This window comes from Pseudomonas sp. FP2294 (assembly GCF_030687625.1).
Lineage (GTDB): Bacteria > Pseudomonadota > Gammaproteobacteria > Pseudomonadales > Pseudomonadaceae > Aquipseudomonas > Aquipseudomonas shahriarae.
In genome coordinates this window covers 5,475,942-5,502,375 of record NZ_CP117441.1, presented here as the reverse complement: position 1 = coordinate 5,502,375, position 26,434 = coordinate 5,475,942, and the positions used below count along the sequence as shown (strand labels likewise).

Here is a 26,434-nt window from a genome sequence, read left to right as displayed (position 1 = left end):
GCTAAAAAACAGTCTGTTGCGCATCGAATATTATTTACCGAGGCGCCTCCTTGGCGCGTCGCTACCGTGAGATAGCCGTCCTCCATGTTTGGTTCCAACGACGACAAGAAGAGCCCAGCTGCGGCTGGCGAGAAAAAAGGCCTGTTCGGATGGCTGCGCAAAAAGCCGCAGGAAACCGTCGTCGAACAGCCGCAAGTCCAACCCGAGCCGGTGCCTGAGCCTGTTCTGCAAGCGGAACCGGCGATTGAGCCCGTGGCCGAGCCTGTCGTCGAGACGCCAGCGCCGGTGGTGCTGCCTATCGCCGAGCCGGTCTTGCAGCCGGAGGTGGAGGCTGCGCCAGAGCCAGAGCCAGAGCATAAGCCGTGGCCGCCATTGCCGGTGGCTGAAGAACCTGTTGCGTTGGTCGAGGATGTGCAGGCCGAACATGTGACGCCGCCGATCCCTGTGGTGGTGGAGCCGGTCCAGGTCGCCGTCGAGCCCCAGCCCGTTGTCGTTGAGCCGGCGCCGTTGGTGGTCGAGCCAGTGGTTGCCGAGCCCGTTGCGGTGGTCGCCGAACCCGTCGCTGTACCTGCTGAAACCAGTAAGACCGGCTTCTTCGCCCGCCTCAAGCAAGGCCTGAGCAAGACCAGCGCGAGCATCGGCGAAGGCATGGCCAGCCTGTTCCTGGGCAAGAAGATCATTGATGACGAGTTGCTCGAAGATATCGAGACCCGCCTGCTGACCGCTGACGTGGGCGTCGAAGCCACTGCCGTGATCATCCAGAGCCTGACCCAGAAGGTGGCGCGCAAGCAGCTCACCGACGCCGACGCGCTTTACAAGTCATTGCAGGCCGAACTGGCTGCCATGCTCAAGCCGGTGGAAGCGCCGCTGGTGATTACCGAGAAAAAACCCTTTGTGATCCTGGTGGTCGGCGTCAACGGCGCCGGCAAGACCACCACCATCGGCAAGCTGGCGAAGAAGCTGCAACTGGAAGGCAAGAAAGTCATGCTCGCCGCCGGTGACACCTTCCGCGCCGCCGCCGTAGAGCAATTGCAGGTGTGGGGCGAGCGCAACAAGATCCCGGTGATCGCCCAGCACACCGGTGCCGATTCCGCCTCGGTGATCTTCGACGCAGTGCAGGCCGCCAAGGCCCGCAACATCGACGTACTGATTGCCGATACCGCTGGTCGCCTGCATACCAAAGACAACTTGATGGAAGAGTTGAAGAAAGTCCGCCGGGTGATGGGCAAGCTCGACGCCGACGCGCCGCACGAGGTGCTGTTGGTGCTGGACGCCGGTACTGGGCAGAACGCCATCAGCCAGGCCAAGCAATTCAACCAGACAGTCCAACTGACTGGCCTGGCGTTGACTAAGCTCGATGGCACGGCCAAGGGTGGGGTGATTTTCGCCCTGGCTAAACAATTCGGGCTGCCGATTCGTTATATCGGTGTAGGCGAAGGTATTGATGACCTGCGCACGTTTGAGGCCGAACCCTTTGTCCAGGCACTGTTTGCCGAGCGGGAGCGTTCATGATTCGTTTTGAACAGGTGGGCAAGCGCTACGCCAACGGGCATGTCGGCTTGCATGAGCTGAGTTTCCGGGTGCGCCGTGGCGAGTTCTTGTTTGTCACCGGTCATTCCGGGGCCGGCAAAAGTACGTTGCTGCGCCTGCTGCTGGCCATGGAGCGCCCGACCACCGGCAAACTGCTGCTGGCAGGCCAGGACCTGGCCACCATCAGCAATGCGCAGATCCCGTTCCTGCGCCGGCAGATCGGCGTGGTGTTCCAGAACCACCAGTTGCTGTTCGATCGCACGGTGTTCAATAACATCGCCCTGCCATTGCAGATCCTCGGGCTGTCCAAGGCCGAGATCGTCAAGCGTGTGGATTCGGCCCTGGAGCGCGTGGCGCTGTCGGACAAGACCGACCTGTATCCCGGCGACCTGTCCACCGGCCAGCAACAGCGCGTCGGCATTGCCCGCGCCATCGTCCATCGCCCGGCCTTGCTGCTGGCGGACGAACCCACCGGTAACCTCGACCCGCGCCTGGCGGCGGAGATCATGGGGGTCTTTGAAGACATCAACCGCCTGGGCACCAGTGTGCTGATTGCCAGTCACGACCTGGCATTGATCGCGCGTATGCGCCATCGCATGTTGACCCTGCAGCGCGGGCGCCTGATCGGTGACGGGGAGGCTGGCGTATGAGTGCCACACGCAGCCCTAAAGTTTCCGAGCGCGTGGCGCCGAAAGCCGCCGACCCGCAACCGCAGAAAAAGAAACGCGACGATGATGACGGTCCTGACTTCAGCACCTTGCTGCACGCCTGGATCGAAAGCCATCGCGCCAGCCTGGTGGACAGCCTGCGCCGCCTGGGCAAGCAGCCGATTGGCAGCTTCTTCACCTGCCTGGTGATGGCCGTGGCGTTGAGCCTGCCGATGGGTTTGTCGTTGCTGCTGAATAATGTCGAGCGCCTGGGCGGTTCCTGGCAGCGCGCGGCGCAGATTTCCCTGTACCTGCAACTGGATGCCAGCGCCACTGAAGGCGAGGCCTTGCGCGAGCAGATCAAGAACCTGCCGGGTGTGGCGGATGCCGAGTACATCAGCCGCGACCAGGCGCTGGAAGAGTTCCAGCAACAGTCCGGCTTGGGTGAGGCGCTCAAGGAGCTGCCGCAGAACCCGCTGCCGGGGGTTGTGCTGGTCACGCCCAATGAAATCGACAAGACGGCCCTTGAAGCATTAAGACAAAAATTGGCTGAACTGCCCAAGGTGCAACAGGCGCAGCTTGATTTAGTGTGGGTCGAGCGTCTGGCGGCGATTCTCAAGCTGGGCGACCGGTTTGTCTTCGGCCTGACGGTGTTGCTGGTTTCTGCATTACTTTTGGTGATAGGCAATACCATTCGTCTTCATATTGAAAACCGCCGCACCGAGATAGAAGTGATTAAACTGGTCGGCGGCACAGACAGCTATGTGCGTCGTCCTTTTCTATATATGGGCGCGCTTTATGGCTTCGGTGCGGGGATTCTGTCCTGGGGCGTCCTGGCGTTTGGCCTGGATTGGCTGAACGACGCGGTAGTCGGCCTGGCCGGATTGTATGGCAGTGACTTTGCCCTGGCTGGCGTACCTGCGGCCGATGGTCTATCACTCTTGCTTGGCGCGGTGTTGTTGGGGTATATCGGTGCTTGGATTGCGGTCGCACGGCATCTACGTGAGCTGGCGCCGAAGTAGTTAATGTCAGATTAATGTGGTTTCGTTTGTATTGACCGTATCAGTGGTTTAGGGAACTTGTCCTACGGTTCCCGGTCAATTTTCGCAGTGCTGAACTGCACGAGTTATGTGAGTCGGAGGTTTTTTCGTATGACCACTTCTTTGCAACCTGCTTATGCTCTGGTCCCGGGTGCGAACCTGGAGGCTTATGTGCACACGGTCAACAGCATTCCATTGCTGACGCCTGAGCAGGAGCGTGAACTGGCCGAGAGTCTCTACTATGAGCAGGATTTGGGGGCGGCTCGGCAGATGGTGCTCGCCCACCTGCGTTTTGTCGTACATATCGCCCGTAGCTATAGCGGCTACGGCCTGGCCCAGGCTGACCTGATCCAGGAAGGCAACGTCGGCCTGATGAAGGCTGTAAAACGCTTCAACCCGGAAATGGGTGTGCGCCTGGTGTCGTTCGCTGTGCACTGGATCAAGGCGGAAATCCACGAGTTCATCCTGCGCAACTGGCGCATCGTGAAAGTGGCGACCACCAAGGCCCAGCGCAAGCTGTTCTTCAACCTGCGCAGCCAGAAGAAACGCCTGGCGTGGCTGAACAACGAGGAAGTCCACCGTGTGGCGGAAAGCCTCGGTGTGGAGCCTCGGGAAGTGCGCGAGATGGAAAGTCGCCTGACCGGCCATGATATGGCCTTCGACCCGGCCGCCGAAGCGGACGACGACAGCGCTTTCCAATCGCCGGCCAACTACCTGGAAGACCACCGGTACGACCCGGCGCGTCAACTGGAAGATGCCGATTGGAGCGACAACTCCAACCACAATCTGCACGAAGCGCTGGAAGTGCTGGACGACCGCAGCCGTGACATCCTCTACCAGCGCTGGCTGGCAGAAGAAAAAGCCACGCTGCACGACTTGGCGCAGAAGTACAACGTGTCGGCCGAGCGTATTCGTCAGCTTGAGAAGAGCGCGATGAATAAGCTGAAACTGTCGATCGCCGCCTAACACGCTGCGAACGACCAAAAAAATGCCCCGATCGAAAGATCGGGGCATTTTTGTTCGTGCCCGAGAAACCTCAAGCCTTACGCGGTCCAGGGTGTAGGCGCTGGCTGGCCTGCGATCGCGGTGGGTCAGCCAGCCCTATTGGGTGGTGTCAGTTGGCCCTCGGCGCCTGCCGCGTACTGTTCAGCTCATTCAAATAGCCGGTACCACCCAACTGCCCCATCTGCTGACGAATCCAAGCCGCCCGCCGCGCCACATACGCCGTCGGATGGCTGGCACTCCACACCCGTGGATTAGGCAGTACAGCGGCCAGATAGCTGGCCTGCTGCCGCGAAAGTCCCTTGGCACCCACGCCAAAATGATGCCGCGCCGCCGCCTCTGCGCCAAATACCCCTTCATCCCACTCCACGCTGTTGAGGTACACCTCAAGGATCCGCTGCTTGGGCCACAGGATCTCGATCAACCCGGTAAACCAGGCTTCCAGGCCCTTGCGCAAATAACTGCGGCCGGCCCACAGGAACAGGTTCTTCGATACCTGCTGGCTCAGTGTACTGGCGCCGCGAATCGAACCACCGCGCTCGTTATGCAGCAAAGCGGCCTGGATCGCACCAAAGTCAAAGCCCCAATGCTGCGGGAAGCGCTGGTCCTCGCCGGCCATCACCGCGACTTTCAGGTCATCGGAGATCTCATCCCACGGCACCCAGGTCCGTTGCAGGTCAATGGGCTCGCTGTCGATCCAGGATTCGATCTTGCGCTCGACCATCAGTGCGGTGAACGGCGGCGGGACGACACGAAACAGCAGCACCAGCAAAACACTGCCGATGACAAACCATTTCACGACTTTGAGAAAACGACTGAAGAGGACACGCAGCATAGAGATGGCTTGGCCGAACCCGTTGAGCGGGCCATTATACAGACCCTGCCCAATGAGTCTGACTGGAGTTCCTCATGTTGCGTGGCTTTCTGATGCTGGCTGCCTTTTTCGGTTTTACCGGTGTTGCCCTCGGCGCATTTGCCGCCCATGGCCTGAAAAAGAGCCTGAGTGCTGAGTACCTGGCGACTTTCCACACCGGTGTGACCTACCAGTTGGTGCACGCCCTGGCGTTGTTTGGCGTGGCCTTATTGGCCGCGCATATGCCTGGGCGGCTGGTGCTGTGGGCCGGTGTGTCGTTCAGCATCGGTATCCTGTTGTTCTCCGGCAGCCTGTACCTGTTGACCACCATCGGCATCGGCAAACTGGGGATCATCACGCCGTTTGGCGGCCTGGCGTTCCTGATTGGCTGGCTGTGCCTGGGGCTCGCCGCCTGGCGCCTGCAACTGACCGCCTGACGCTTGTAGCTGACCTTCAGGTCACGATCAGGCTAGAATGCTGGCCCCTAAAAACGATGGCGGCCCGTGGCATGCGCATTCAATTGAACGGCGAATCCTATGAACTGCCCGACGGTGAAACCGTCGCGGCCCTGCTGACCCGTCTGGAACTGACCGGACGTCGCGTCGCAGTGGAGCTCAACCAGGATATCGTCCCGCGTAGCCAGCACACCGAAACCGCCCTCACCGAAGGCGACCAGGTCGAAGTGGTCCACGCCATCGGCGGCGGCTAGGCCCGGGGCAACTACCCGAATTCTGCAGAACCTCACCCCAACTCGAGGATTTCCCATGAGCATCGTTCGTAGCGACAAGCCCTTCGTCCTGGCCGGTCGTACTTACCAGTCGCGTTTGCTGGTAGGCACCGGCAAGTACCGCGACATGGAAGAAACCCGCCTGGCTATCGAAGCCTCGGGCGCCGAAATCGTGACAGTGGCCGTGCGCCGCACCAATATCGGCCAGAACCCGGGCGAACCGAACCTGCTGGATATCCTGCCGCCGGATCGCTACACCATCCTGCCGAACACTGCCGGTTGCTACGACGCCATCGAAGCCGTGCGCACCTGCCGCCTGGCCCGTGAGCTGCTCGACGGCCACAACCTGGTGAAGCTGGAAGTGCTGGCGGACCAGAAAACCCTGTTCCCCAACGTGATCGAAACCCTCAAGGCCGCCGAAACCCTGGTCAAGGAAGGTTTCGACGTGATGGTCTACACCAGCGATGACCCGATCATCGCCCGCCAACTGGCCGAGATCGGCTGCATCGCGGTGATGCCACTGGCCGGCCTGATCGGCACTGGCCTGGGGATCTGCAACCCGTACAACCTGCAGATCATCCTCGAAGAAGCCAAGATCCCGGTGCTGGTGGATGCCGGCGTCGGTACCGCGTCCGATGCCACCATTGCCATGGAGCTGGGCTGCGAAGCGGTGCTGATGAACTCGGCCATCGCCAACGCACAACAGCCGATCATGATGGCCGAAGCCATGAAACACGCGATTGTCGCCGGCCGCCTGGCGTATCTCGCCGGGCGTATGCCGAAAAAACTTTACGCCAGCGCCTCCTCGCCGCTGGATGGTCTGATCAAGTAAGAGCCATTGATGACTGAATCAAACGAAACGCCGAACCCCGTGGAAGAAGGCGACGAGTCCAAGCACCGCCGCATCAAGAGTTTTGTGATGCGTGCCGGGCGCATGACCGAAGGCCAGCAAAAGGGCCTCGACCAAGGCGCGCCGCTGTTCGTCCTGCCCCTGGCTGACGCGCCGGTGGACTTTGACCAGGTGTTTGGCCGTTCTGCCCCGCGCTCCCTGGAGATCGGCTTCGGCATGGGCCATTCCCTGCTGGAAATGGCTGCAGCGTCGCCCGAGCAAGACTTTATCGGTGTGGAAGTGCACCGTCCGGGCGTGGGCGCACTGCTCAACGGCGTGCTGACCCAGGGCCTGAAAAACCTGCGGGTCTATGACTGCGACGCGATCGAAGTGCTCAACCGATGCATCGCCGACAACAGCCTCGACCGCCTGATGCTGTTTTTCCCGGATCCATGGCACAAGAGCCGTCACCACAAGCGCCGTATCGTCCAGGCGTCCTTCGCGGAGCTGGTGCGCAGCAAACTCAAGGTCGGCGGCATCCTGCACATGGCCACCGATTGGGAACCGTATGCGGAGTACATGCTGGAAGTGATGAACGTCGCCCCTGGCTACCGCAACCTGGCCGAAGATGGTCAGTGCGTACCACGCCCGGCCGAGCGTCCGATCACCAAGTTCGAACGCCGTGGCGAGCGATTGGGGCATGGGGTTTGGGATTTGAAGTTCGAAAAGCTGGCGTAATCAGCTAGCAAGCTGAAATGCGATTAACTGCGGGAGCTGGCTTGCCGGCGATAGCATCACTTCGGTGTCACTGATACACCGAGGTGCTTGCATCGCAGGCAAGCCAGCTCCCACAGTTGTTTTGTGGTGGGCTTTGAGTCAGCGGCGGTCGGCAACCACGCCAATCAACACCAGCACCACCAACAGCACCGGTGCCAGGCTGTAGTTATTGAACTGGCTCAACCCCCGCACAATCCAGGGTGTGGCGTAGATCAGCGCAGCACCGCTGCCGATCATGCACAGCAGGGCCATCAACGGTACGCGCAAGGCGCCGGCGATGTTGCCCAGGCGTGCTTCGACCCAACCCTTGATATCGGCGCCGAATAGCACCAACAGGCAGCCTACCAGCGCCAGGGAGATTTCCGACAGGTTGCTACGGCTCCAGCGGGATACGGTGGCGAGCAGGTCGAGTACCAGATCCATTCGATTTCCTTAGAGCGATCAGCTCAAAAACTTCTGCAGCAGGTCATTGAGAAAGAGTTGCCCACGGTCCGTGGCCGCCAGGCGTGACGGTTCGACCTGCAATAAGCCACTTTGTTCGGCATCCCTGCGGGCTTGTTCCAGGCTGGCCAAGTCCAGGCCGGTGCGCTCGGCATACAGCCTGGCTTCGACGCCCTCGGTCAGGCGCAGGGCGTTCATCAGGAACTCAAAGGGCAATTCTTCATTGGTCAGCTCTTTCGACCCGGCCTGGAAGGTTTTTGCCGGGTTGAGGTAGTCCTTAGGTGCGCGGGTCTTCCAGGTGCGCACGATGCGCCCGTCTGGATGGCTGAGCTTGCCGTGGGCGCCGGCGCCGATGCCGATAAAGTCGCCAAAACTCCAGTAATTGAGGTTATGCCGCGCGGGCCGGCCCGGCTGGGCGTAGGCCGAGACTTCATATTGCGCGTAGCCGTGTTCGGCGAGCAGGGCCTGGCCGGCTTCCTGGATATCCCACAGGGTGTCGTCTTCCGGCAGCGTCGGCGGCTGGTTCCAGAACACAGTGTTGGGTTCCAGGGTCAGTTGGTACCACGACAGGTGGGTCGGCTTGAGCGCAATCGCCTGGCGCAGGTCGCCCAGGGCGTCGTCCAGGGATTGGTCGGGCAAACCGTGCATCAGGTCCAGGTTGAAGTTATCAAAGCCGGCCTGGCGTGCCATGCCGGCGGCGCGTACGGCTTCGTCGCCATTGTGGATGCGGCCCAGGGCCTTGAGCTTGTCCTGCTGGAAGCTCTGGATGCCAATCGACAGGCGATTGATCCCCAGCTTGCGGTAGGCGACGAACTTCTCTTGCTCGAAGGTGCCGGGGTTGGCTTCCAGGGTGATCTCGATGTCGCGGGCAAACCGGATACGTTGCTCCACGCCCTCCAGCAACCGCCCCAGCGCCGCAGCACTGAACAGGCTTGGCGTGCCGCCGCCAAAGAAGATCGAACTCAGCTCGCGACCATACACCGCGTGCAGGTCCTGATCCAGGTCCGCCAGCAACGCGTCGACATACTCTTCTTCCGGCAGCACCTTGCTGGCGGTGTGGGAGTTGAAGTCGCAATAGGGGCATTTACGCACGCACCACGGGATGTGGATGTACAGCGCCAGGGGCGGCAGCACTGGCAGGGCCGCCCGAGGTGTTTGCGCGCCACCGAGGATCAGGGGCTGCGCGGAGGTGTTCTGGGTCATTTCAAGCCCAGACGCTGGCGCAGCAAATCCATTGCGCGGGCGCGGTGGCTGATCTGGTTCTTGTCGGCGGGGCTCAGTTCGGCGCTGGACACATTGCGCTCCGGCACCCAGAACAGCGGGTCATAGCCAAACCCGTGCTCGCCGCTGGCCGCGTGCAGGATGCGCCCGTGCCACAAACCTTCGCAGAGAATCGGCAGCGGGTCGTCGGCATGCCGCACCAGGGCCAGCACACAGACAAACTGCGCGCCGCGCATCGCGTCCGGCACGTCCTTGAGGGCGTCCAGCAGCTTGGCGTTGTTCGCCGCGTCGCCTTTGCCGTCGGCATAGCGCGCCGAGTAGATGCCGGGGGCGCCGCCGAGGAAGTCCACGGCCAGGCCGGAGTCGTCGGCCAGTGCCGGCAGCCCGGAAATGCGCGCGGCATTGCGGGCCTTGAGGATGGCGTTCTCGACGAACGACAGGCCGGTTTCCTCCGGCTCCACCTGGCTGAACTCGCCAATCGAGCGCAGTTGCACCGATTCGCCGAGCATGGCCTGGAGTTCCTTGAGTTTGCCGGCGTTATGGCTGGCCAGTACGAGTTGTGTCAGGTTCATTATTCGGCCGGGAACAGTTCTTGGGTGAAACTGAAGCCGTGGGCTTTGCCACCGGTTTCAACATTGATGGTAAAGGTGCGGAACTCCTGCTGCGGCACCGAGTAGGGGGCGAGGTAGTAGATCGCGCCTTTTTCGGTGATTTGCTTGAAGGTCAGCATTTCACTCTTGCCGGTCAAGTCCTTGATCGTGCCGGTCACTTGGGCCGCCACGGGCTCCACGCCCTTGATCACCGAGACATTGATCATGCCCTTGTTCTTGCTGCGCACCACGCCCACGGCCTGGGCCGTCTCGGGTTGCAGGAAGCTGGAGGTGAAGGTGCTGTAGTGCACGGTGATATCACCAAACGCCTTCTGCCGATTGCTGTCGATAGGGCCGGCGGCCATGGCGCTGGCGCCAAGGCAGGCGGTGAGTAGAAAAATAGCCAGGCGACTCATGATCGTCCTCCTCGAAAATGGTTAGACGGCAATCTGATGATCGGTCAGGCCAGGACTGCTGACCCGATAAATCCCGATTTCACCTAAAAGATTAGGCCATAGCTTACTTGCCCAGCCGTGGCGATGCTGTTGATCGACGGCAAGGCGGTTGATCACCTTGGCTTCGCGCCCGCTGCACAGTGCTTCGAAGTCCTCGAAGGTGCAGAAGTGAATATTGGGCGTGTTGTACCAGGTGTACGGCAGGAAGTCCGATACCGGCATCCGGCCCTTGGTGGCCAGGTACCAGCGGCAGCGCCAGTGGCCGAAGTTGGGGAAGGTGATGATGCACTGGCGGCCGACGCGCAACATCTCGTCAAGGATCCGGTCCGGGTAATGCACAGCCTGCAGGGCCTGGGTCATCACCACGATATCGAAGCTGTTGCTGGCAAAGTTGCCCAGGCCCTTGTCCAGGTCCTGCTCGATTACGTTGATGCCCTTGGCCACGCACTGGGCGATGTTGTCCGGGTCGTTTTCCAGGCCATAGCCGGTGACTTGCTTGTTGTCGCGCAGCCAGCTCAGCAGTTCGCCATCGCCGCAACCCAGGTCGAGCACGCGGCTGCCGGCGGGGATCCAGTCTTGGATAATTTCCAGGTCGGCTCTCATGGCGTTCTCACAAAGTTATGCGGTTCATGTAATTGCTGAAGGCCTGCAGATAGCGCGGGATCGGGATCAGGAAGGCATCGTGGCCCTGCGGTGCGTCGATCTCCAGGTAGCAGACGTCTTTGCGCGCAGCCATCAGCGCATCCACCAGCTCCCGCGAACGGGCCGGCGAGAAGCGCCAGTCGGTGGTGAACGACATCACGCAGAACTTGGCCGTGGCGCCTTCGAAGGTCTTCGCCAGGTCGTCATCAAAGTTTGCCGCCGGGTCGAAGTAGTCCAGGGCCTTGGTCATCAGCAGGTAGGTATTGGCGTCGAAACGCCCGGAAAACTCCTCGCCCTGGTAACGCAGGTAGCTTTCGACCTGGAATTCGACGCTGTGGAAGTCGTAGTTGAGCTTCTCGCTCTTGAGCCCACGGCCGAATTTTTCGCCCATGGAGTCATCCGACAGGTAGGTGATATGTCCGACCATCCGCGCCAGCATCAAGCCGCGCTTGGGGATCACCCCGGCTTCCTGGAATGAACCGCCGTGGAACTCGGGGTCGGTGAGGATCGCCTGGCGCGCCACTTCGTTGAAGGCGATGTTCTGTGCCGACAACTTGGGGGCCGAGGCGATGGCCAGGCAATGGCGCACGCGGTCGGGGTAGGTGATGGTCCATTGCAGGGCCTGCATGCCGCCCAGGCTGCCGCCGATCACCGCTGCCCATTGTTGGATGCCCAGCAGGTCGGCCAGGCGTGCCTGGCTGTGCACCCAGTCTTCCACGGTCAGTACCGGGAAGTCGGCGCCAAACGGCTTGCCGGTTTCCGGGTTGAGGCTGCTGGGGCCGGTGGAGCCGTTGCAGCCGCCGAGGTTGTTCAGGCTGACCACAAAGAACTTGTTGGTGTCGATGGGTTTGCCAGGGCCGATGCAGCTGTCCCACCAGCCGGGCTTGCGCTCGTCGGCGCTGTGGTAGCCGGCGGCGTGATGATGGCCCGACAGGGCGTGACAGATCAGCACGGCGTTGCTGGCCGTGGCGTTCAACGCACCGTAGGTTTCATAGATCAGGTCATAGGCCGGCAGCGACCGCCCGCAGGCCAGGGCCAGGGGTTCGCTGAAGTGCGCCACTTGGGGCACGACCAGTCCAACAGAATCGGGGGGAAAGGCAGTTGGCATCGACCCTGCTCTCGTTTAAATGAGGCGTAAGTCTAAAGAGCGGGGGGCCTAGCGGCAAGCGAAGGCCTGCATGGATTCACTTCAAGACACAGTTACAAAAATGTGGGGGCTTGCCTGCCCCCACATGTTGTCCTGCGCAGCCCGCAAACAGTCGTCAGATCAGCAAGCGCAGGATGTCCGGCATCATGGTCATTGCCGCCAGGTTGTTGATCACCAGCATGTCCAGGAGCTTGAGCACCATGAACGCGAGGATCGGCGAGATATCCAGGCCGCCGAGGTTCGGCAGGATCTTGCGGAATGGCGCCAGGGCCGGTTCGCAGATCTGGTTGACCAGTTCGGCGCCAGGGTTATGGCTGCCCGGTGCGACCCAGGACAGGATCACGCTGATGATCAGTGCAAAGAAGAAAATCTTCAGGAACAGCGCGGTCACGCCGATCAGGGCCCAGACCAGCAGTTGCAGGAAGTTGCCCATGGTGCCGTAGGTCAGCAGCAGCGTCAGGGCCATCAGCGCCAGTTGCACCAGGATCGCCAGCACCAGCGACGACATGTCCAGGCCGAAAAGGCTCGGGATTACCCGGCGCAGCGGCTTGAGCAGCGGCTGGGTGGCCTTCACGGCGAATTGGCAGAGCGGGTTGTAGAAGTTGGCGCGTACCAGTTGCAGGACAAAGCGCAACAGCACGATCAGCAGGTAAAGGCTGCCGAGGGTTTGCAGTACATAGACGGCAGCGGTGTTCAAACCAATCATATTGGCTCCTTATTGACCCAGTTGTTCGGCAAGTTCAGCCGAGCGGTGCGCGGCGGCACCCAGTGCTTTTTCGACCAGGGCTTCAAAGCCCCCGGCCTGGAATGATTCGATGGCCGCCTGTGTGGTGCCATTGGGCGAGGTCACGCGACGACGCAATTCGGCCGCATCCACATCGCTGGAGACCACCATATGTGCGGCGCCGAGGGCGGTTTGCTGGGTCAGTTGCTCAGCGATTTCCCGTGGCAGGCCCAGCTTCACGCCGGCGGCGGTCATGGCTTCGACCAGCAGGAAGAAATATGCCGGGCCACTGCCGGACACAGCGGTGACGGCGTCCAGTTGCTGCTCTTCTTCCAGCCACAGGGCCACACCCACGGCCGACAACAGCTCCTGGGCCTGCTCACGCTGGGCGGCGCTCACTTGGGCGGTGGCGTACAGGCCGCTGACACCCTGGCGCAGCAGCGATGGGGTGTTGGGCATGCAGCGCACGATGGGCTGGGCGCCGAGCCAGTTGTTCATGCTGGCGCAGTTGATACCGGCGGCAATCGACACCACCAGTTGCTGCGGCGCCAGGCTTGGGCGCAAGGCTTCGCACACGGCTTTCATGGCCTGTGGCTTGACCGCCAGTACGATCACGTCGACGCCCTGGATGGCCTCGGCGTTGTCGGCGAAGGTTTCGATACCGTGTTCTGCGCTCACCCGGGCACGGGTCTCGGCGCCCGGATCGCTGGCGCGAATCTGCGAGGCTTGCAGGCCCTTGGCCCGCAGGCCACCGATCAGGCTGGCCGCCATGTTGCCGGCGCCGATAAAGGCTATACGCGTGTTGCTCATGACAGGTCCTTACTCAGATGGAAGTCAGCCATTTCATGGCTGGCCGTAGTCGCGGGCACCAAACAGCGCGGTACCGATCCGCACCCAGGTGGCCCCTTGGGCAATGGCCGACTCAAGGTCATGGCTCATGCCCATGGAAAGTGTGTCGAGCCCCAGGTCCAGGCTCGCTTGCAAGTCACGCACAGCGGCAAACGCCGCATCTTGCTGTGCCCGGTCGTCGGTGGGCTCGGGGATCGCCATCAGGCCACGCAGCTTCAAGCGGGGCAGGGCCTGGATCGCCTCGGCCAGCGCTGGCAGGTCGGCGGGTGTACAGCCGGACTTGCTGGCTTCGCCACTGACATTGACCTGAATGCAGATATTGAGCGGCGGCAGGTCGGCCGGGCGTTGTTCGGACAGGCGTTGGGCAATTTTCAGGCGGTCCACGGAATGCACCCAAGCGAAGTTCTCGGCGATAGCGCGCGTCTTGTTCGATTGAATGGGGCCGATGAAGTGCCAACTCAAGGGCAGATCGGTTAAATCGGCCTGTTTGCCCAGGGCTTCCTGCAAGTAGTTCTCGCCGAAGTCGCGCATCCCGGCGGCGTAGGCTTCGCGCACGGCTTGCGCGGGTTTGGTCTTGCTCACGGCCAGCAAGTGCACGCTGGTTTCATCGCGTTGCACGGCCTGGGCCGCGGCACGGATCCGCTCGGTAACCAGGCCGATATTGTCTGCTATGGTCGACATTAAAGTTGCGCCCGCGGATATGGAGTCCGCGGCATTCTACTGGAAATGGATAGCCCTATGGACATCACTGAACTGCTGGCCGCAAGCGTCAGCCAGGGCGCCTCCGACCTGCATCTGTCGGCAGGCTTGGCGCCGAGGATGCGCGTCGATGGCGAGGTACTGCCACTGGATTGGCCGGTGCTGAGTGCTACGCAAGTAGCGGACTTGCTCAGCCCGATCCTCCATAAACACCAGCAAAAGGATTTCGAAACATCTCTTGAAACGGATTTTTCCTTCGATTTGCCTGGCGTCGCGCGCTTTCGCGCCAACGTGTTCTGCCAGCACCGGGGGCTGGGGGCGGTGTTCCGTGCGATCCCCTCTCGGGTCCAGAGCCTGGAAGCCCTGGGGCTGGGGGACATATTCCGGCGCATCGCCGAATTGCCCAGAGGGCTGGTGCTGGTGACTGGTGCCACGGGCTCGGGCAAGTCCACCACCCTGGCGGCGATGGTCGATTACCTCAACAGCACCCGTCAGCAGCACATCCTGACCCTTGAAGACCCTATCGAGTTTGTCCACGAACCGCGTAAAGCGCTGATCAGCCAACGCCAGGTGCACCGCGACACCCACAGTTTCTCGACGGCCCTGCGTTCGGCGTTGCGCGAAGACCCGGATGTGATCCTGGTTGGCGAGTTGCGCGACCTGGAAACCATCCGCCTGGCCCTGACGGCGTCGGAAACCGGGCACTTGGTGTTTGGCACCCTGCACACCAGTTCGGCGGCGAAAACCGTGGATCGGCTGGTGGATGTGTTTCCGGCGGGGGAAAAGGCCATGGTCCGCTCGATGCTCTCGGAATCGCTGCAGGCGGTGGTGTCCCAGGTGTTGCTGAAGAAAGTCGGCGGCGGGCGCGTGGCGGCCCATGAAATCATGCTCGGCACACCGGCGATCCGCAACCTGATCCGCGAGGACAAGGTGGCGCAGTTGTATTCGGCGATTCAGACGGGCGGGGCGCTGGGGATGAAGACGTTGGATATGAGCTTGAAGGGGTTGGTCAGTCAGGGACTGGTCAGGCTTGAAGAGGCCCGGGAGCAGGCGCGGGTGCCCGCAGATATATAGGATGTGGGAGCTGGCTTGCCTGCGATGCAGGCAACTCGGTGTGTCAGTCACACTGAGGTGATGCTATCGCAGGCAAGCCAGCTCCCACACAAGCCAGCATTCACATTTGCATTTACTGTCAGCGCTGCACAATCCGCAGGTTGTTCTGCTCTTTGGGCAGCACGCGCTTGGCAATCACGTAGTTCTTGTTCCAGAACGGCTTTTTCAGGGTGTCGATGCTGACCGACTTGCCACGGCGCGGTGCGTGGATAAAGCGGTCGTTGCCCAGGTAGATGGCAACATGGTTGACCTGGCGGCTCTTGAGCTTGAAGAACAACAGGTCGCCGGGCTTCAGATCCTTGCGATCGACCTTCTGCCCGTGGCCGCTGGCCATGGCGTTGGAGGTGCGTGGCAAATCCACTGCAGCCACATCATTGAAGGCGTATTTCACCAGGCCGCTGCAATCAAAGCCTTTACTTGGGCTACTGCCGCCCCAACGATAAGGGGTACCGAGCACGTTGACGGCACGGCTCAAGACTTTGCTGCTTTGCTGGTTATTGCTCGCTACCAGGCCCGGAACTGCTTTAACGTTGGCCTTGCTCAGCTGAGTCGGGCGCTTGACGGTGAGCTTTGCCGATTTGGCGGAGGTGGTAGTGGCGTGAACTTTAGGGGTAAAACCATTAACGTTCGGAAGTCGTTGCTCACGATTGGTGGCGTGGGCGGCCAGTGGCATCAATAGGCAAATGGTTAGCCATGTCTTTAAAAATGGTCGCATAAGGCAGGCTCTTGTTGGTTTGCGCGCAACTTTATAACAGCTTTTAGTGTCTTTCTCAGGCCGTCTGTCGACTGAACCTTGACGTCAAAATCAGGAAAACCGCGACGAACTGTCGCAATTGTCCTACACAAGTCAGGCGGTATAAGGCTTTGAGGGAAGCGACGATAACATTTGCCGTACGTCGGGTGCCTGTAAAAAAGTCACAAAGAAACCAGAAATATTTATCTATCGAGGCTAAAGAGGTCATTCATGAACACCTATCGACAGGATGTTTCGCAACAGGACACCCATAGCAAGGTGATCGGTTACCTGCTCTGGATCTTCGGTTTTACCGGGGCACACCGCTTTTACTACGGCAAGCCGGTGACCGGGACGATCTGGTTCTTCACCTTTGGTTTGCTGGGTATTGGCTGGCTGATCGACCTGTTCCTGATCCCGGCGATGGACCGTGAAGCCGACCTGCGTTTTACCGCCGGGCCGATCGAGTACAACGTGGCCTGGATTCTTCTGACGTTTCTTGGGGTGTTTGGCTTGCACCGCATGTATCAGGGCAAATGGCTCACCGGCCTGTTGTATCTGGTAACGGGCGGCTTGTTCCTGGTCGGCGTGCTGTATGACTTCTGGACGCTGAATACGCAGGTTTCGATCCGCAATGCCGAGCGGCTGGGCGGGCGCTAAGCCTGGCTAGGCTCATGTGGGCACGGTCAAATGTGGGAGCAGGCTTGCCTGCGATGCGGGCACCTCGGTATGTCAGTGGCACTGAGGTGATGCAATCGCAGGCAAGCCAGCTCCCACACAAGCTGGCTCCTACATTTTTGACCGTGCCCACTTTAGAGCGGATCAGGCCTGGTAGCTGATCCGTCCATCCACCAGGGTGTAGCGCACAGTCGCCGGCAAGCTATGGCCGATGAATGGGCAGTTTTCACCCCGAGACAGCCACTGCTCGCCAGCCACGGTGGAGCTGGCCGGATCAAACAGCACCAGGTCCGCCGCAGAACCCACCGCCAGCTTGCCCGCCGGCAGGCGCAGCGCTTGGGCCGGGCCTGAGCTCAGGCGTGCCAGCAGCGTTGGCAAGTCCAACAACCCATCTTCCACCAGGGTCATCGCCAGCGGCAGCAGCAACTCGACGCTGCTGATCCCAGGCTCTGTCGCGCCAAATGGGGCCAGCTTGGCATCCCGCTCGTGGGGTTGGTGATGGCTGGAGATCGCCGAAACCACCCCGGACTTCACCGCTGCGCGCAAACCGTCGCGGTCGGCGCGGGTGCGCAGTGGCGGTTGCACGTGGTACAGGCTGGAGAAGTCGATCAACGCCTCATCGGTCAGAATCAACTGGTACAACGCCACATCGGCGGTCACCGGCAAGCCGCGGGCCTGGGCCTGGGCGATCAGGGCCACGCCCCGGGCGCTGGTCAGTTGGCTGAAGTGCGCACGCACCCCGCTTTGTTCCACCAGCAGCAGGTCACGGGCCAGGGCTACGGTTTCTGCGGTTTCCGGGATGCCTGCCAGGCCGAGGAAGCTGGCGGTAGGGCCTTCATGGGCCAGGCCGCCTTCAGCCAGGTCGTGGTCCTGGGAGTGGAAGATCACCGTCAGGTCGAAGGTGGCTGCATATTCCAGGGCACGGCACAGGGTGCGGGTGCTGCGGAAGCTTTCCAGGCCATTGCCGAAGGCCACGCAACCCGCGTCGCGCAGGGCAATCAGCTCAGCCAGTTGTTCGCCATCCAGGCCTTTGCTCAGGGCGCCGATGGGGAACACTTTGCAATTGCCGGCCTCGCGGGCACGGTCGAGGATCAGCTCGGCCACGGCCGAGGTGTCCAGCACCGGTTTGGTCTGTGGCGGGCAGCACAGGCTGGTGACACCGCCGGCAGCGGCGGCGCGGGTTTCGCTGGCGATGCTGCCTTTGCGGCTGTAGCCCGGCTCGCGCAGGGCGACGTTCAGGTCTACCAGGCCGGGAGCAGCCACCAGGCCTTTGGCGTCGATGCTCTGAACCGGGCTGAAACCGCTGGGGGCGGCGCCAATGGCAATGATCTTGCCAGCTTCCAGGTGCAGATCAGTGACTTGATCCAGGCCGCTGGCCGGATCGATGACTCGGGCGCCGAGAATGCTGAGCTTCACTGGGCGTTCTCCTGCTCGAATTGACGTTGGGCGGTTTGCCCGCTCATGGCCATGGACAGCACGGCCATGCGTACGGCGATGCCGTAGGTAACCTGGTTGAGAATCACCGAGTGCGGCCCGTCGGCCACCGCCGACTCAATCTCCACCCCGCGGTTGATCGGGCCGGGGTGCATGACAATGGCATCCGGCTTGGCACCGGCCAGGCGCGCGGTGGTCAGGCCGAACAGGCGGTAGAACTCGCCTTCGCTGGGCAGCAGGCCACCGGCCATGCGCTCGCGTTGCAGGCGCAGCATGATCACCACGTCCACATCCTTCAGGCCCGTGGCCATGTCGGTGTAGACCTTCACCCCGTATTGCTCGATGCCTACCGGCAGCAGGGTTTTCGGTGCAATCACGCGGATATCCGGGCAGCCCAGGGTTTTCAGGGCCAGCATGTTCGAGCGCGCTACCCGCGAATGCAGGATATCGCCGACGATGGCCACCGAGAGGTTTTCAAAGCCACCCTTGTGCCGACGGATGGTGAGCATGTCGAGCATGCCCTGGGTCGGGTGGGCGTGGCGGCCATCGCCGCCGTTGATGATCGCCACCTGCGGGCACACGTGCTCGGCGATAAAGTGCGCCGCGCCCGAGTCGCCATGACGCACCACGAACATGTCGGCCGCCATGGCCTCCAGGTTACGCAGGGTGTCGAGCAGGGTTTCGCCCTTGCTCGCCGACGAGGTGGAGACGTTCAGGGTGATCACGTCGGCTGACAGGCGCTGGGCTGCCAGTTCGAAGGTGGTGCGGGTGCGCGTCGAGTTCTCGAAGAACACGTTGCAAATGGTTTTGCCGCGCAGCAGCGGGACTTTCTTCACCGCTCGGCCGCCGACTTCAAGGAACGAGTCGGCAGTGTCGAGGATTTCGGTGAGCAATTCGCGGGGCAGGCCGTCGAGGGACAGGAAGTGTTGCAGCTGGCCCTGAGCGTTGAGCTGCAGCGGGCGCTTGGCATCTAGAGGCGTCATCGCGGGGACTCTTTACAAGGCGGTTTAAAGGGCGAGGTCTTGCAGTTCGAGTTCGAGCGGCGTGGGACCGGACAATTTTACCCGCTGCTGGGCTGAAAGCGACAGGGTCGCGCCCACCACATCCGGGCTGATCGGCAGTTCGCCAGCCTCGAGGTCTAGCAGGCAGACCAGGGTGATGCTGGCCGGGCGGCCGTAGTCGAACAGCTCGTTCATGGCGGCCCGGATGGTGCGGCCGCTCATCAGCACGTCATCAATCAGCACTAGGTGCTGGCCTTCGATCTCGAACGGCAGGGCTGACGGGCGCACTTGTGGGTGCAGGCCGTTCTGGCTGAAGTCATCGCGGTAGAAGGACACGTCCAGGGTGCCCAGGGGCGAGTCACTGCCCAGCTCTTGCAGCAACGCCTGGGCGACCCACACACCGCCGGTGCGGATGCCGATGAAGCGCGGCTCGCTGATGGCGCGGTGTTGCAGATGGGCCTTGAGGCGAATCGCCATCTGGCTGATCAGTTCGGCGGGATTGGGCAGGCTCATGGTGGCTCCTTCAAGGGCTCGGCCAGCGTGACGCTGACAAAGTCCGGGCTCAAACGTAAGAAGACGCGGCAAGCCGCGTCAGTCAGGATTCAAATAAAGCAGTGTTTTCATCCAGCCAGCCCTGCAACAGCAAGGCGGCGGCAATGGCGTCGACCGGGTTGTCGCGGTAGCTGCCTTTCTGCCCGCCACGGTCGCGGCGCTCACCCTTGGCCTCGAAGGTCGTCAGGCGCTCATCGTGGGTATAGAAGGGCAGGTTGTAGCGGCCATTGAGGCGACGGGCGAACTTTTCGGCACGCAGGCACATGTCGCTGGGGGTGCCGTCCATGTTCAGCGGCAGGCCGACCACCACCGCGTCGGGCTTCCATTCCTTGATCAGGGCTTCGACCTGATTCCAGTCCGGAATGCCGTTTTGCGCCTTCAAGGTACACAGCTCGCGGGCCTGGCCGGTGATGACCTGGCCCACGGCCACGCCGATCTGCTTGGTGCCGTAGTCAAACCCGAGGATCAGTCGCAAGGCCATCAGGCGTGCCCCGCCTGGCTGGTCAGCAGGTTGAGGTTGACCCCCAACTGCTTGGCCGCGGCATTCAGGCGCAGTTCGCTGGCGGTATTGAACAGAATGTCGGCATCGAACGGGCAGGTCAGCCAGGCATTGTTGGCCAGTTCTTCTTCCAGTTGCCCGGCTTCCCAGCCCGCGTAGCCCAGGGTAATCAGGCTCTGCTGCGGGCCGACGCCATCGGCGATGGCAAACAGCACGTCCTGGGAGGTGGACAGCGACACGCCCTCCAGGTCGACAGTGGCCTGGAACGTCGGGCCGCTGGGATGCAGCACGAAACCCCGGTCCGTCTGCACCGGGCCGCCGAAATAGATCGGCACTGCCTGGCAACTGGCGGGCGGGTCGATCTCCGGGCGCAGTTGCTCAAGGATATCCGCCAGGTTCAGGCTTTGCGGGCGGTTGACCACCAGCCCCATGGCGCCATTGGCCGTGTGCTCGACGATATAGGTCAAGGTGTGCGCAAAGTTCGGGTCGGCCATATGGGGCATGGCGATCAGGAATTGGTGCTTGAGGTAAGTCGGGCTGACATTTTTCATGTCCGCTAGTGTGGCGTTGGAGGGGCGAACTGACAAGCTGGGGATGTGTAGGAATACGGTTAGCGGATTTGTTTCCCGTGTAGGCGCGAGCTTGCAGTGGTCAGTTGCTGGAAAGCCGGTCGCCTTTGGCAAAACGCCAGGTGCGGATGATTTCCAGGCGGTCGATATCGTTCAGGTCACCGGTAAACGGGGCGAACGGTGCGGCCAGGCGCACGATGCGTTGCGCCGCCTGGTCCAGCAATGGCTGGCCGGAGGACTCCAGCACCAGCACTTCATACAGGGAGCCGTCGCGGTTGATCGACACCAGCAGGCGCAAGTTGCCGTAGATCTGCTGGCGACGGGCCTCGTCCGGGTAGTTCAAGTTGCCGATGCGCTCGACCTTCTTGCGCCATTCGTCCTTATACCAGGCGCCTTTGTCGCGCATGGTGGAGGCGGCATTGAGCCGGTAGATGCGCGGGCGCTTGGCGTACAGCTGTTGTTCGTTGGCCAGTTCGGCTTCCAGGCTGGAGATTTCGCTGGAAAGCTGCGAGCTGTCAAATGTGGGGGCGGGTTTGCTTGGCGTAGGCTCGGTCTTCACGGCTTCGCGCTGGGTCACGGCCTTCTGGGGTTTTGGCGCAACGGTGGCGACGGCGGCCTTGGGCGCGGCCTGCTTGACCTCAGGCTTGGCCGCTGGAGGCGGGGTGACCTTATTGATCTTGTTGTCCTGGAAGGGCGCCACTTCGGTGGTCTTGGGCACCGCCTTTTTATCCAGGGTGCCGCTGCCCTGCTGATTGTCCTGGGCCAGGAAGTCAGCCTTTTCGGGCTTTTTTTCACTTTTGAAGGTGGCGAGGGTGATTTCCAGGGTTTTGCTGATCTGCTGGGGTTCGACGAAGGTGAAGCCCAGGCCAAGGATCAACGCCAAATGAATCAGCGCTGCCAGGAACAGGGTAAATCCGAGCCGATCAGCCGGGCGTACGCCGCTATGGGTGAATTGGGGGGGCAGGTCGGACGGAAGCGTCATAACAGGAAAACCAACATCGCGCGTCTCACGGGTGGCGCATGATAGCGCAATGTTGGTTTACATCTGGCTGTTCTATGTCACTTGGCTTGTAGCTTGTCGGCAATTGCTGCCATGAGCATTTCGCCGATATTGGTGCCGAACGCGTTGTCTATTTCGCGGATACAGGTGGGACTGGTCACGTTGATTTCGGTCAGGTGCTCGCCAATTACGTCAAGGCCTACAAACAGCAGGCCCTTTTCCCGCAGGGTTGGGCCAACCTGGGCGGCGATCCAGCGGTCCTTGTCGCTTAGCGGGCGGGCTTCGCCACGACCACCGGCCGCGAGGTTGCCACGGGTCTCGCCGGCCGCCGGGATGCGTGCCAGGCAGTAATCCACCGGCTCGCCGTCGATCATCAGGATGCGCTTGTCGCCGTCCTTGATCGCTGGCAGGTAGGCCTGGCCCATGATCTGCTGGGTGCCGAGGGCGGTCAGGGTCTCAAGGATCACCGACAGGTTCGGGTCGCCCGCGCGGTGACGGAAGATCGAGGTGCCGCCCATGCCGTCCAGCGGCTTGAGGATCACATCGCCATGCTTGGCGGCAAATTCACGCAATACATCGGCGCGGCGGCTGACCACGGTCGGTGGCGTGCACTGCGGGAACAAGGTGGCGAACAGCTTTTCGTTGCAGTCGCGCAGGCTCTGCGGCTTGTTGACGATCAGCACGCCGGCGCGCTCGGCCTGCTCCAGCAGGTAGGTGGAGTAGACGAACTCCATGTCGAACGGCGGATCCTTGCGCATCAGGATCACGTCCAGGTCGCTCAGGGGGCTGTCGATCTCGTCTTGCAGCTCAAACCACTTCTCTGGATTGGCGAACACCTGCAAGGGGCGCATCCGCGCCCGCGCCTCGCCGTCGCCCTGGTAAAGGTCGCGCTGCTCCATATAGAACAGGGTCCAGCCGCGGGCCTGGGCGGCGAGCAGCATGGCCAGCGAGCTATCCTTTTTATAGGAGATGCTGGCGATAGGGTCCATGACAATGCCGACGCGAACGCTCATGGGGAATTCCTCTAACAAATAAGGGCGCATAAAAGTGGCGTCAGAGTGGCGCTGCGGCTGTTGTGGGTCAAGGAAAAACCACCTTGCCGGTCGGCCGATAGATTGCCTTCCCAGTCTGTGCTAAAAAGGCTGCCATGGCGTGTCGGCCCTTGCACGGCAAGGGTTTTGGCGCTGGTCCCAGGCCGCACCCGGCAGTACACACCGAAAACCGATTCGCTGTGGCGATGGTAGAGCAGATATGGAACAGCATTCCAACGCCTTGAAAGTGATGGTGATCGACGATTCGAAAACGATTCGCCGCACCGCTGAAACGCTGTTGAAGAACGTGGGGTGCGAAGTCATCACGGCCATCGACGGTTTTGATGCCCTGGCCAGGATCGTTGACCATCACCCGCACATTATCTTTGTCGACATCATGATGCCGCGCCTGGATGGCTATCAGACCTGCGCCCTGGTCAAGAACAACCCGGCGTTCAAGGCCATTCCGGTGATCATGCTCTCGTCCAGGGACGGCCTGTTCGACAAAGCCAAGGGGCGCATCGTCGGCGTCGATCAATTTTTGACCAAGCCTTTCAGCAAGGAAGAACTGCTGAGTGCGATCAAGGCCTATGTGCCGGGTTTCGCTGCAGTAGAACAAGCACATTGACCTAGCCCCCGGGGCTTGCGTCAACCAATGTAGTGGGGAAAACCATGGCACGCGTTCTGATCGTCGACGATTCGCCGACTGAAATGTACAAACTGACCGGCATGCTGGAAAAGCACGGTCACCAGGTCCTCAAGGCCGAAAACGGTGCCGATGGCGTTGCCCTGGCCCGCCAGGAGAAGCCCGACGCCGTCTTGATGGATATCGTCATGCCCGGCCTCAATGGCTTCCAGGCCACGCGCCAATTGTCCAAGGAGCCGGAAACCAGCGGTATCCCGATCATCATCGTCACCACCAAGGACCAGGAAACCGACAAGATCTGGGGCGCGCGCCAAGGGGCCAAGGCATACCTGACCAAGCCGGTGGAAGAAGACAAGCTGATTGAAGTCCTGAACTCGGTGCTCAAACCCTGACGGCACGTTCCCATGACCGAGTCGCAAACCGCCTTTGAGCTGCTGCTGGACATCGACCGCCGCTGCCGCCTGCTGGCCGCTGATTTGCCGTCCCAGGAAACCCGGTCGCACAGCTGGAGCGGCATCGGCTTTCGCCTGGGCGGGCATTGGTATGTGGCGCCCATGGGCGAAGTCGCCGAGGTGCTGCATGAACCGCGCTGCACCTTGATGCCGGGGGTCAAGCCCTGGGTCAGGGGCGTGGCCAACCTGCGCGGGCGCTTGCTGCCGGTGATCAACCTGTGTGGGTTTTTCGGCTATGAGCTGTCGGCGGCGCGCAAGCAGCGCCGGGTGCTGGTGATCGAGCACGAAGACACCTTTGTCGGCCTGCTGGTGGATGAAGTGGTCGGCCTGCAACACTTTGCCCAGGACCTGCTGCTTCCGGCATCGGCCAGCGTGCCCGCCGCCAGCGCCGCGTTTATCCAAGGCCAGTTCAGCGGCGACCCGCTGTGGCAGGTCTTCAGCCCCTTCGCCCTGGCCCAGGCCCCGGGCTTTCTGGATGTTGCCGCATGAGCACCGCCACCCCCGTCAAACCGCAGGAAGCCTCCCGTAGCCGTTCGCAGATCATCGTGCTGTTTATCGCGCTGATCATCTTCATCATGCTGCTGTTCGCGAACTTCGCGTACCTCAACACCCAGTCCACCTACGACAAGCAGTACATCGGCCACGCCGGCGAGCTGCGGGTGCTGTCCCAGCGCATTGCCAAGAACGCCACGGAGGCCGCCGCCGGCAAGGCCGCCGCGTTCAAGCTGCTGAGTGAGGCGCGCAATGATTTTGCCCAGCGCTGGGGTTACCTGAAAAAAGGCGACCCGGCCACCGGCCTGCCCGCTGCACCCGCTGCCGTGCGCAGCGAAATGCGCGCCGTGCAGCATGACTGGGAAGCCTTGCTGAAGAACACCGACGTGATCCTGGCCAGCGAGCAGACGGTGCTGTCCCTGCATCAAGTGGCGGCGACCCTGGCCGAAACCGTGCCGCAATTACAGATCGAGTCGGAAAAGGTCGTCGAGATCCTGCTGCAACGCGGCGCGCCCGCCAGCCAGGTGGCGGTGGCCCAGCGCCAGTCGCTATTGGCCGAGCGCATCCTGGGAGCGGTCAACACGGTGCTGGCGGGAGATGACACGGCGGTCAAGGCCGCCGACGCCTTTGGCCGCGACGCCAACCGTTTTGGCCAGGTCCTGGCCGGTATGCTCCAGGGCAGTGCCGGCCTGAAGATCAGCGAGGTGCAAGACTCGGACGCCCGGGCGCGCCTGGCGGAAATTGCCGAGCTGTTCGAGTTTGTCTCCGGCTCCGTGGATGAAATCCTCGAAACCTCGCCACAACTGTTCCAGGTGCGCGCCTCGGCGAGCAACATCTTCAGCCTCTCGCAGACCCTGCTCGATGAAGCCTCGCAACTGGCCACCGGCTTTGAAAACCTGGCCGGCGGGCGCACCCTCGACACCATCGGCGGCTATGCCCTGGGCTTGCTGGCGCTGGCCTCGATTATCCTGATCGGCCTGGTGATGGTGCGCGAGACCAATCGTCAGTTGCGCGAAACCGCCGAGAAAAACGAACGCAATCAGAACGCGATCATGCGCCTGCTGGACGAAATCGAAGACCTGGCCGACGGCGACCTCACCGTGACCGCCTCGGTGACCGAAGACTTTACCGGCACCATCGCCGATTCCATCAACTACTCGGTGGACCAGTTGCGCGACCTGGTGGCGACCATCAACCTCACCGCCGGTGAAGTGGCCGGTGCGGTGCAGGAAACCCAGGCCACCGCCATGCACCTGGCCCAGGCCTCGGAGCACCAGGCCCAGCAGATCGCCGAAGCTTCCACGGCGATCAACCAGATGGCCCAATCCATCGACCAGGTATCGGCCAACGCCGCCGAGTCCTCGGCCGTGGCCGAACGTTCGGTGGAGATTGCCAACAAGGGCAACGAGGTGGTGCACAACACCATCCACGGCATGGACAACATCCGTGAACAGATCCAGGACACCGCCAAACGCATCAAGCGCCTGGGGGAGTCGTCCCAGGAAATTGGCGATATTGTCAGCCTGATCGACGATATCGCCGACCAGACCAACATCCTTGCCCTCAACGCCGCGATCCAGGCGAGCATGGCCGGTGACGCCGGGCGCGGCTTTGCGGTGGTAGCCGATGAGGTGCAGCGCCTGGCCGAGCGCTCGTCGGCCGCCACCCGGCAGATCGAGAACCTGGTGCGGGCGATCCAGACCGACACCAATGAAGCCGTGATTTCCATGGAGCAGACCACCACCGAAGTGGTACGTGGCGCGCGGCTGGCCCAGGACGCCGGGGTGGCCCTGGAAGAAATCGAAGGGGTGTCCAAGACCCTGGCCGCGCTGATCCAGAGCATCTCCAACGCGGCGCAGCAGCAAACCTCGTCGGCGGGGCAGATCTCCCTGACCATGAACGTGATCCAGCAAATCACCAGCCAGACCTCATCGGGCTCCACGGCCACCGCCGAAAGCATTGGCAACCTGGCCAAAATGGCCAGCCAGTTGCGCCGCTCGGTATCGGGCTTCACCTTGCCGCCCGTGCGCAAGACCGATGAATGACATGCCCTCTCAACAC

At 61.8% G+C, this 26,434-nt stretch carries 32 protein-coding genes; 14 read left to right on the top strand and 18 right to left on the bottom strand.

Annotation, left to right across the window (positions count from 1 at the left end):
* The first annotated feature begins 84 nt into the window (after positions 1–84).
* The 4 genes from ftsY to rpoH all read left to right on the top strand — a co-directional run bounded on the left by ftsY (position 85) and on the right by rpoH (position 4,183).
* The gene (gene ftsY, locus PSH73_RS24880; protein WP_128593391.1) at positions 85–1,512 is read left to right on the top strand and encodes a signal recognition particle-docking protein FtsY; all 1,428 of its coding nucleotides are present in this window, start codon (positions 85–87) and stop codon (positions 1,510–1,512) included.
* Entirely contained in the window at positions 1,509–2,180 is a 672-nt protein-coding gene (gene ftsE, locus PSH73_RS24875; protein WP_003213784.1) for a cell division ATP-binding protein FtsE, read from the top strand. Before ftsY ends, ftsE begins: the two co-directional genes overlap by 4 nt.
* A complete protein-coding gene (gene ftsX / locus PSH73_RS24870) occupies positions 2,177–3,199 on the top strand; it encodes a permease-like cell division protein FtsX (RefSeq protein WP_057440383.1) in 1,023 nt (340 codons plus the stop codon). The genes ftsE and ftsX overlap by 4 nt, the downstream gene beginning before the upstream one ends.
* Positions 3,200–3,328: 129 nt before the next feature.
* Positions 3,329–4,183 (top strand): RNA polymerase sigma factor RpoH, encoded by an 855-nt coding sequence (rpoH, locus tag PSH73_RS24865; RefSeq protein WP_003176698.1) that lies wholly within the window; start codon positions 3,329–3,331, stop codon positions 4,181–4,183.
* Positions 4,184–4,331: 148 nt separating this feature from the next.
* On the opposite strand, the gene mtgA is transcribed toward rpoH, so the two are convergent.
* Complete coding sequence (gene mtgA / locus PSH73_RS24860; protein ID WP_057960890.1) at positions 4,332–5,054, bottom strand: monofunctional biosynthetic peptidoglycan transglycosylase; 723 nt, start codon at positions 5,052–5,054, stop codon at positions 4,332–4,334.
* A 74-nt stretch (positions 5,055–5,128) separates the two neighbouring features.
* Between mtgA and PSH73_RS24855 the strand changes: the two genes are divergently transcribed.
* The 4 genes from PSH73_RS24855 to trmB all read left to right on the top strand — a co-directional run bounded on the left by PSH73_RS24855 (position 5,129) and on the right by trmB (position 7,366).
* The gene (locus PSH73_RS24855; protein ID WP_305461567.1) at positions 5,129–5,509 is read left to right on the top strand and encodes a DUF423 domain-containing protein; all 381 of its coding nucleotides are present in this window, start codon (positions 5,129–5,131) and stop codon (positions 5,507–5,509) included.
* A gap of 71 nt (positions 5,510–5,580) precedes the next feature.
* Positions 5,581–5,781 carry a sulfur carrier protein ThiS gene (thiS, locus tag PSH73_RS24850; RefSeq protein ID WP_162947777.1) on the top strand — a complete coding sequence of 67 codons (201 nt, stop codon included), beginning with the start codon at positions 5,581–5,583 and terminating at the stop codon, positions 5,779–5,781.
* A 55-nt stretch (positions 5,782–5,836) separates the two neighbouring features.
* Positions 5,837–6,631 carry a thiazole synthase gene (locus tag PSH73_RS24845; RefSeq protein ID WP_017845016.1) on the top strand — a complete coding sequence of 265 codons (795 nt, stop codon included), beginning with the start codon at positions 5,837–5,839 and terminating at the stop codon, positions 6,629–6,631.
* A 9-nt stretch (positions 6,632–6,640) separates the two neighbouring features.
* A complete protein-coding gene (trmB, locus tag PSH73_RS24840) occupies positions 6,641–7,366 on the top strand; it encodes a tRNA (guanosine(46)-N7)-methyltransferase TrmB (protein ID WP_057440379.1) in 726 nt (241 codons plus the stop codon).
* Between the two features lie 138 nt (positions 7,367–7,504).
* Here the strand turns inward: trmB and PSH73_RS24835 are convergent, their stop codons facing one another.
* From PSH73_RS24835 to PSH73_RS24795, 9 genes are all read right to left on the bottom strand, one after another.
* Entirely contained in the window at positions 7,505–7,828 is a 324-nt protein-coding gene (locus PSH73_RS24835) for a DUF3392 domain-containing protein (RefSeq protein ID WP_029300493.1), read from the bottom strand.
* Between the two features lie 18 nt (positions 7,829–7,846).
* Positions 7,847–9,049: a radical SAM family heme chaperone HemW gene (gene hemW, locus PSH73_RS24830; protein WP_225923823.1), complete on the bottom strand. Its 1,203-nt coding sequence runs from the start codon at positions 9,047–9,049 to the stop codon at positions 7,847–7,849.
* The gene (gene rdgB, locus PSH73_RS24825) at positions 9,046–9,642 is read right to left on the bottom strand and encodes an RdgB/HAM1 family non-canonical purine NTP pyrophosphatase (RefSeq protein ID WP_027606096.1); all 597 of its coding nucleotides are present in this window, start codon (positions 9,640–9,642) and stop codon (positions 9,046–9,048) included. Before rdgB ends, hemW begins: the two co-directional genes overlap by 4 nt.
* Positions 9,639–10,073 carry a DUF4426 domain-containing protein gene (locus PSH73_RS24820; protein WP_029300487.1) on the bottom strand — a complete coding sequence of 145 codons (435 nt, stop codon included), beginning with the start codon at positions 10,071–10,073 and terminating at the stop codon, positions 9,639–9,641. Before PSH73_RS24820 ends, rdgB begins: the two co-directional genes overlap by 4 nt.
* Before the next feature lie 21 nt (positions 10,074–10,094).
* A complete protein-coding gene (metW, locus tag PSH73_RS24815; RefSeq protein WP_029300485.1) occupies positions 10,095–10,715 on the bottom strand; it encodes a methionine biosynthesis protein MetW in 621 nt (206 codons plus the stop codon).
* Between the two features lie 7 nt (positions 10,716–10,722).
* Positions 10,723–11,862, bottom strand: a complete 1,140-nt coding sequence (locus PSH73_RS24810) for a homoserine O-acetyltransferase (protein ID WP_057440377.1) — start codon at positions 11,860–11,862, stop codon at positions 10,723–10,725.
* Positions 11,863–12,016: 154 nt separating this feature from the next.
* Positions 12,017–12,607 (bottom strand): YggT family protein, encoded by a 591-nt coding sequence (locus PSH73_RS24805; protein WP_057440376.1) that lies wholly within the window; start codon positions 12,605–12,607, stop codon positions 12,017–12,019.
* Between the two features lie 9 nt (positions 12,608–12,616).
* Entirely contained in the window at positions 12,617–13,435 is an 819-nt protein-coding gene (gene proC, locus PSH73_RS24800) for a pyrroline-5-carboxylate reductase (protein WP_271043684.1), read from the bottom strand.
* Positions 13,436–13,468: 33 nt separating this feature from the next.
* Positions 13,469–14,155 (bottom strand): YggS family pyridoxal phosphate-dependent enzyme, encoded by a 687-nt coding sequence (locus PSH73_RS24795; RefSeq protein WP_057960885.1) that lies wholly within the window; start codon positions 14,153–14,155, stop codon positions 13,469–13,471.
* A 57-nt stretch (positions 14,156–14,212) separates the two neighbouring features.
* Here PSH73_RS24795 and PSH73_RS24790 point away from each other — a divergent pair, with 57 nt between their 5' ends.
* A complete protein-coding gene (locus tag PSH73_RS24790) occupies positions 14,213–15,247 on the top strand; it encodes a type IV pilus twitching motility protein PilT (RefSeq protein ID WP_120734288.1) in 1,035 nt (344 codons plus the stop codon).
* A gap of 118 nt (positions 15,248–15,365) precedes the next feature.
* Here PSH73_RS24790 and PSH73_RS24785 read toward each other — a convergent pair whose 3' ends face one another.
* On the bottom strand, positions 15,366–16,001 hold the full coding sequence (locus tag PSH73_RS24785; protein ID WP_057440373.1) for a C40 family peptidase: 636 nt from the start codon (positions 15,999–16,001) through the stop codon (positions 15,366–15,368).
* Positions 16,002–16,250: 249 nt separating this feature from the next.
* Between PSH73_RS24785 and PSH73_RS24780 the strand changes: the two genes are divergently transcribed.
* Positions 16,251–16,679, top strand: coding sequence for a TM2 domain-containing protein (locus tag PSH73_RS24780; protein ID WP_057440372.1), 429 nt, complete (start codon positions 16,251–16,253; stop codon positions 16,677–16,679).
* A gap of 162 nt (positions 16,680–16,841) precedes the next feature.
* Here PSH73_RS24780 and PSH73_RS24775 read toward each other — a convergent pair whose 3' ends face one another.
* The 7 genes from PSH73_RS24775 to gshB form a co-directional block, all read right to left on the bottom strand.
* Positions 16,842–18,113, bottom strand: a complete 1,272-nt coding sequence (locus tag PSH73_RS24775; protein ID WP_057440371.1) for a dihydroorotase — start codon at positions 18,111–18,113, stop codon at positions 16,842–16,844.
* Positions 18,110–19,114 (bottom strand): aspartate carbamoyltransferase catalytic subunit, encoded by a 1,005-nt coding sequence (locus PSH73_RS24770; RefSeq protein ID WP_057440370.1) that lies wholly within the window; start codon positions 19,112–19,114, stop codon positions 18,110–18,112. The genes PSH73_RS24775 and PSH73_RS24770 overlap by 4 nt, the downstream gene beginning before the upstream one ends.
* 24 nt (positions 19,115–19,138) lie before the next feature.
* Positions 19,139–19,645 carry a bifunctional pyr operon transcriptional regulator/uracil phosphoribosyltransferase PyrR gene (pyrR, locus tag PSH73_RS24765; protein WP_057444186.1) on the bottom strand — a complete coding sequence of 169 codons (507 nt, stop codon included), beginning with the start codon at positions 19,643–19,645 and terminating at the stop codon, positions 19,139–19,141.
* An 82-nt stretch (positions 19,646–19,727) separates the two neighbouring features.
* Positions 19,728–20,165: a Holliday junction resolvase RuvX gene (gene ruvX / locus PSH73_RS24760; RefSeq protein ID WP_005792259.1), complete on the bottom strand. Its 438-nt coding sequence runs from the start codon at positions 20,163–20,165 to the stop codon at positions 19,728–19,730.
* Positions 20,165–20,734: a YqgE/AlgH family protein gene (locus PSH73_RS24755; protein WP_057960883.1), complete on the bottom strand. Its 570-nt coding sequence runs from the start codon at positions 20,732–20,734 to the stop codon at positions 20,165–20,167. The genes ruvX and PSH73_RS24755 overlap by 1 nt, the downstream gene beginning before the upstream one ends.
* A 100-nt stretch (positions 20,735–20,834) precedes the next feature.
* Positions 20,835–21,734, bottom strand: a complete 900-nt coding sequence (locus tag PSH73_RS24750) for an energy transducer TonB (RefSeq protein WP_115129202.1) — start codon at positions 21,732–21,734, stop codon at positions 20,835–20,837.
* A gap of 77 nt (positions 21,735–21,811) precedes the next feature.
* Positions 21,812–22,765, bottom strand: coding sequence for a glutathione synthase (gene gshB, locus PSH73_RS24745; protein ID WP_029300457.1), 954 nt, complete (start codon positions 22,763–22,765; stop codon positions 21,812–21,814).
* Between the two features lie 238 nt (positions 22,766–23,003).
* On the opposite strand from gshB, the gene pilG reads away from it, so the two are divergent.
* From pilG to PSH73_RS24725, 4 genes are read left to right on the top strand one after another with little or no spacing between them, the layout of a single operon-like run.
* Positions 23,004–23,411 carry a twitching motility response regulator PilG gene (gene pilG, locus PSH73_RS24740; RefSeq protein WP_032858786.1) on the top strand — a complete coding sequence of 136 codons (408 nt, stop codon included), beginning with the start codon at positions 23,004–23,006 and terminating at the stop codon, positions 23,409–23,411.
* 44 nt (positions 23,412–23,455) lie between these two features.
* Positions 23,456–23,821 (top strand): twitching motility response regulator PilH, encoded by a 366-nt coding sequence (gene pilH / locus PSH73_RS24735; protein ID WP_057440367.1) that lies wholly within the window; start codon positions 23,456–23,458, stop codon positions 23,819–23,821.
* 12 nt (positions 23,822–23,833) lie between these two features.
* Positions 23,834–24,370, top strand: coding sequence for a chemotaxis protein CheW (locus tag PSH73_RS24730; protein ID WP_057960881.1), 537 nt, complete (start codon positions 23,834–23,836; stop codon positions 24,368–24,370).
* Positions 24,367–26,418, top strand: a complete 2,052-nt coding sequence (locus PSH73_RS24725) for a methyl-accepting chemotaxis protein (RefSeq protein WP_057960880.1) — start codon at positions 24,367–24,369, stop codon at positions 26,416–26,418. The genes PSH73_RS24730 and PSH73_RS24725 overlap by 4 nt, the downstream gene beginning before the upstream one ends.
* Positions 26,419–26,434: the final 16 nt, after the last annotated feature.